Raw genomic sequence first — 4,674 nt, forward strand, 5'->3', positions numbered from 1 at the left:
CCTGCGCGGCGTGGTGGCTGGCATCCGGGCCAGCATCATCCGCCTGGGCGGAACGGTGCGCTTCGGCGCGCGGGTGGAGGGTCTGCTTGTGCGTGAGGGGCGCGCGGCCGGGGTGTTGCTGGCGGGCGGTGAGGAGCTTCCCACGTCCTGCGTCATTCTGGCCGTGGGCCACAGCGCGCGCGACACCTTCGCCATGCTGCTGGAAAGCGGCGTGCGCCTGGAGCAGAAACCTTTCGCCATCGGCTGCCGCATAGAGCACCCGCAGGCCCTGGTGGACCGCGCGCAGCTGCGCGATCTGGCCGGGCACCCGGCCCTGGGCGCGGCGGACTACAAGCTGGCCCACCAGGCGGCCAACGGGCGCGGGGTGTACACCTTCTGCATGTGCCCGGGCGGACAGGTCATTGCGGCCTCGTCCGAGCCGGGCGGCGTGGTGACCAACGGCATGAGCCTGCACGCGCGCGACGGCGCGAACGCCAACAGCGCCCTGCTGGTGGGCGTGGGGCCGCAGGACCTGGGCGGAAGCCATCCCCTGGCGGGCGTGGAGTTCCAGCGCCAGTGGGAGCGCCTGGCCTTTGAGCTGGGCGGGAGCGATTACCGCGCCCCGGCTCAGACCGTGGGCAATTTTCTGGCCGCGCGCGCGGCCAAGCGCCTGGGCGGGCTTGTGCCCACCTACACGCCCGGCGTGGTGGCGCGCGACCTGCGCTTCTGCCTGCCGGACTACGTGTGCGCGGCCATGGTCGAGGGGGTGCAGGTGTTCGACCGCAAGCTGCGCGGCTTCGCCGATCCGGACGCGCTCATGACGGGCGTGGAGACGCGCTCGTCCTCGCCGGTGCGCATCCTGCGCGGGGCGGACATGCAGAGCGTGAGCCTGCCGGGTCTGTTCCCGGCCGGGGAGGGCGCGGGCTATGCCGGGGGCATCATTTCCAGCGCCGTGGACGGCCTGCGCGTGGCCGAGGCCGTGGCGCTGACCCTGTGCGGCCAGCCCGTGGGCGATCTGGAAGGTTTGGCCCCTGGAGCCGCCGATGCCGGCGACGGGGGCGCGGCATGACCGCCATGCCCGAAAATTGGCTGTATTCGCTGCCCATGGCCCTGCCGGGCTGGATGCGCGAGGGCGAGTTCACCGCTTATCTGGCCGCGCCGGGCTTTCTGCCGGAACTCCTGGCCGAGCTGGATTTCGAGGGTTCTGCCGGGGCCGGGCATCTGGTCTACGGCGATCTCGTCTTCGCGCGCAGGTGCAAAACCGCCGCATGGGCGCAGAACGTCTGGCTGGACGCCCGCCTCGTGCCCGCGCCGAGCATCGGCCAGGGGGCCAAGGCGCTGAAGGAGATCCAGCGCAACTGGTGGCCGCACCCGGTGCGTCTGGCCCGGCGCGCCGCGCTCATCACGGAGAAGCTGCCCAAGGTCTCGGCCCGGGCGCAGGTCTTCGGCCAGCCTGCACCCACGGCTCCGCTGGGCTCCTTCACCCTGTGGGACGAGGCCACGCTCATCGCCGCGCCGCGCTGCACGAGCCCCTACCCGGACGGGCAGGTGCGCTTCGAGGAGGACCGCGAGTCCGCACCTAGCCGCGCATATCTCAAGCTTTGGGAGGCACTTACGCTCCTCGGTGTGCGGCCGCAGCCGGGCGAATTGTGTCTGGACCTGGGCTCAAGCCCCGGCGGCTGGACCTGGGTGCTGGCCAGCCTGGGCGCGCGGGTGTTCAGCCTGGACAAGGCGGAGCTTGATCCGCGCATTTCCGCCATGCCGGGCGTGGAGCACTGTCTGGGCTCCGGCTTCGGGCTTGATCCCAAGCTCGCGGGCGGGCCGGACGCGCAGGTGGACTGGCTGTGCTCCGACATGGCCTGCTACCCGGCGCGGCTGCTGGAGCTGGTGCTCCGCTGGCTGGAGGCCGACGCCTGCCGCAATTTCATCTGCACCCTCAAGTGCCAGGGCGAGACGGACCATGCGAGCATCCAGGCCTTTGCCGAGATTCCGGGCTCGAAGGTGATGCACCTTGCGCACAACAAGCACGAGCTCACCTGGGCGCTGATCCGCTGAGGCGGAAGGCTGTGCAGACCTAAGACGAAAAGGGCAGGGGGATTTCTCCTGCCCTTTTGCTTTGTGGAGCTGGCGCGCCGCGCTGGAGGGCTTTGGAGCATGCCGGGCGCGGGGTTCTTCGTACTGGAGTGTGGAGCCCCCTCACTTGGAGAAACTGCGTTGCGGGCCGGGCTTAGTCCGTTGAGGCTGCAAGACCAAGGCATGAAAAAGGGCGGGGGAATCGCTTCCCTCGCCCGTTCGTTCGCTTGATGTCCTTGGTCGCGGCTAGAACTTCTCAAAGCCGTCGTCGGCCTTGGTCTCGTCCTCGTCCATGTGCGACGGCCCGGCTTCCAGGGCCAGCGGGCGGCCCTGCTGGTGCCCTGCGCCAAGCTTGAAGAACTGCATCACCTGGGTCAGGCGCTGGGCCTGGGCGGCAAGCTCCTCGCTGGTGGAGGCGGTTTCCTCCGAGGCCGAGGCGTTCTGCTGGATGACCTGGTCGAGCTGCTGGATGGCCTTGTTCACCTGGTCCGCGCCGGTGGTCTGCTCGCGGCAGGCGGCGCTGATCTCCTGCACCAGTTCGCTGGTGCGTTCGATGTCCGGCACGATGGTGGCCAGCATGCCGCCGGCTCTTTCGGCCACGGCCAGGCTGGCGGCGGAAAGCTGCCCGATCTCGCCCGCGGCCGAGCCGCTGCGCTCGGCCAGTTTGCGCACCTCGGCCGCGACAACGGCGAAGCCCTTGCCATGCTCGCCCGCGCGCGCCGCCTCGATGGCGGCGTTCAGGGCCAGCAGGTTGGTCTGCCGGGCGATCTCCTCAATGAAGCCGATCTTCTCCACGATCTGACGCATGGCGTCCACGGTCTGGGTCACGGCCTGTCCGCCCTGGCGGGCGTCCTCCGCGCTTTTGCGCGCAAGGGATTCGGTCTGCATGGCGTTGTCGGCGTTCTGGCGGATGTTGGCGGCCATCTCCTCCACGCTGGAGGAGATCTCCTCCACGCTGGCGGCCTGCTCTGTGGCGCCCTGCGACAGGGTCTCGCTGGAGGCCGAGAGCTCCTGCGAGCCGGAGGCCACGGACTCGGCCGAGGCGTTGACCTGGATCACCACGGAGCGCAGGCGCGCGCCCATGTTGGTGAGGGCCGAGGCCAGCGCGCCGATCTCGTCCTTCTGGTTCACGTCTATGCGCGCGTCGAGGTTGCCCTCGGCCAGCTGCTTGGCGAAGGAGAGGCCCTTGTTCACCGGGCCGGTGATGGCGCGGGTGATGAGCAGGCCGGCCGCAGCGCCCAGCACCAGGGCCAGCAGCGCGCCGCCCAGCAGCATGCTTCTGGACAGGGCGATCTCCGTGGACATGAGATCCTTGATCGACGCGCGCGTATCTTCGCAGACCTTCTGCATGTCGCGGGCGCTCTGGACCAGCTGCTTGTCCATGTCCTGCTGCTGCTGCACGGCCTTGGCGTAGTCTTCCAGACCCTTCATGTAGAAGTTCATCTCGGTGAGGATGGCGTCGGCCTGGGCGATGTCGGCGGGCCTTGCAAAACGGCCCTTCAGATGCGTGATGAGGTCGGAGAGGGCCTTGCCCTGCTCGCGCGCCTTCAGAAGATGCGCCTCGGCCCCGGTCTGGATGTAATACATGATGGACAGGCGCAGGACGGTTATCTGCTGCGCTACGCGCCCGGCATCGTTGGAGAGGGCGATGCGGCTCTCCAGCGCGGCGGGAGAGATCTTGCCGCGCATTTCCGCGGCCAGCTGGGCGCTTTGGGCCTCGTCCAGGTCCTCCGCGGCCTTGGTGGCGCGCAGGGCGGCCTCGCCCATGGCCTTCTGCGTCGCCAAGCGGGCCATCTCGCGGTCGACGTAGCCCTTGAAGGCCGTCTCGTAGCCCTTGGTCGCGGCGATGACATGGTCCATCTGCTCACGATTCTTGGCGACCTGGAAACGGCCCTTGTACTTCTCCGCAACCTCGATGATCTGGGCCACGGCCTTGGCGACATCGTCCTGGCTCTTTTGGTCGCGCCGGATCTGGAAGTTCTTCTCGTGCCGCCGCGATTCTAGGCCCAGGCGGATGATTTCGCTCATGGCGTCGGCCTTGTCCATGCGGTCCAGCACGTTGGACAGACCGTTCCAGCTCAGCGCAGCCAGGAAGGCGGTGAGGGCGAGCACCACTCCGAACCCCACTCCCAGCTTCATGGCCAGGCGCAAATTTTTCATGGCTACCTCGCAATATTGTATGTATTATCAAATGTAAGTCTTTCTTCTTACGTACTGTACTTTGCATGGCGAATCAAGGCGGGAGGAATTGGAAGGCCGAATTTTCCATGCTCCCGCGGTTGCTGCCCTTGACAGTCAAGAGGACCTTGGGTAGTTCTTTATCTCTGCATCAAGATATCTTGATATAAAGCGGTGAGGCTCATGGACCTGTTGCGCATCCACAAGGCCCTGGCGGACGAGACCAGGCTACGGCTCTTGGCCGTGCTGAACGCATGCGAACTGAACGTGGGCGAGCTGGTGGGCGTGTTCGGCATGGGGCAACCGCGCATCTCGCGCCACCTCAAGATTCTGGCCGAGGCCGGGCTGCTTGAGTGCCGCCGCGAGGGGCTGTGGGCCTTTTACCGCGCAGCGCAGGCCGGGCCGGGCCGGATTTTTTTGGAAGCCCATGGGCCGCTTCTGGCC

At 67.7% G+C, this 4,674-nt stretch carries 4 protein-coding genes; 3 read left to right on the top strand and 1 reads right to left on the bottom strand.

Annotated elements, in window-relative coordinates:
- Together VN419_RS08975 and VN419_RS08980 are read left to right on the top strand one after the other, a co-directional pair.
- On the top strand, nucleotides 1-1,048 hold a 1,048-nt coding region (locus VN419_RS08975; RefSeq protein WP_349255586.1), incomplete at its 5' end, for an NAD(P)/FAD-dependent oxidoreductase.
- A gap of 53 nt (nucleotides 1,049-1,101) precedes the next feature.
- Nucleotides 1,102-2,034: an SAM-dependent methyltransferase gene (locus VN419_RS08980; protein ID WP_325646667.1), complete on the top strand. Its 933-nt coding sequence runs from the start codon at nucleotides 1,102-1,104 to the stop codon at nucleotides 2,032-2,034.
- A gap of 264 nt (nucleotides 2,035-2,298) precedes the next feature.
- Here the strand turns inward: VN419_RS08980 and VN419_RS08985 are convergent, their stop codons facing one another.
- On the bottom strand, nucleotides 2,299-4,212 hold the full coding sequence (locus tag VN419_RS08985; RefSeq protein ID WP_325646663.1) for a methyl-accepting chemotaxis protein: 1,914 nt from the start codon (nucleotides 4,210-4,212) through the stop codon (nucleotides 2,299-2,301).
- A gap of 201 nt (nucleotides 4,213-4,413) precedes the next feature.
- On the opposite strand from VN419_RS08985, the gene VN419_RS08990 reads away from it, so the two are divergent.
- Nucleotides 4,414-4,674, top strand: a 261-nt coding sequence (locus tag VN419_RS08990; RefSeq protein ID WP_325646665.1) for a metalloregulator ArsR/SmtB family transcription factor, incomplete at its 3' end; no start/stop codon positions are given.

Origin of the sequence: Humidesulfovibrio sp., from assembly GCF_035560995.1 — a bacterium.
Lineage (GTDB): Bacteria > Desulfobacterota > Desulfovibrionia > Desulfovibrionales > Desulfovibrionaceae > Humidesulfovibrio.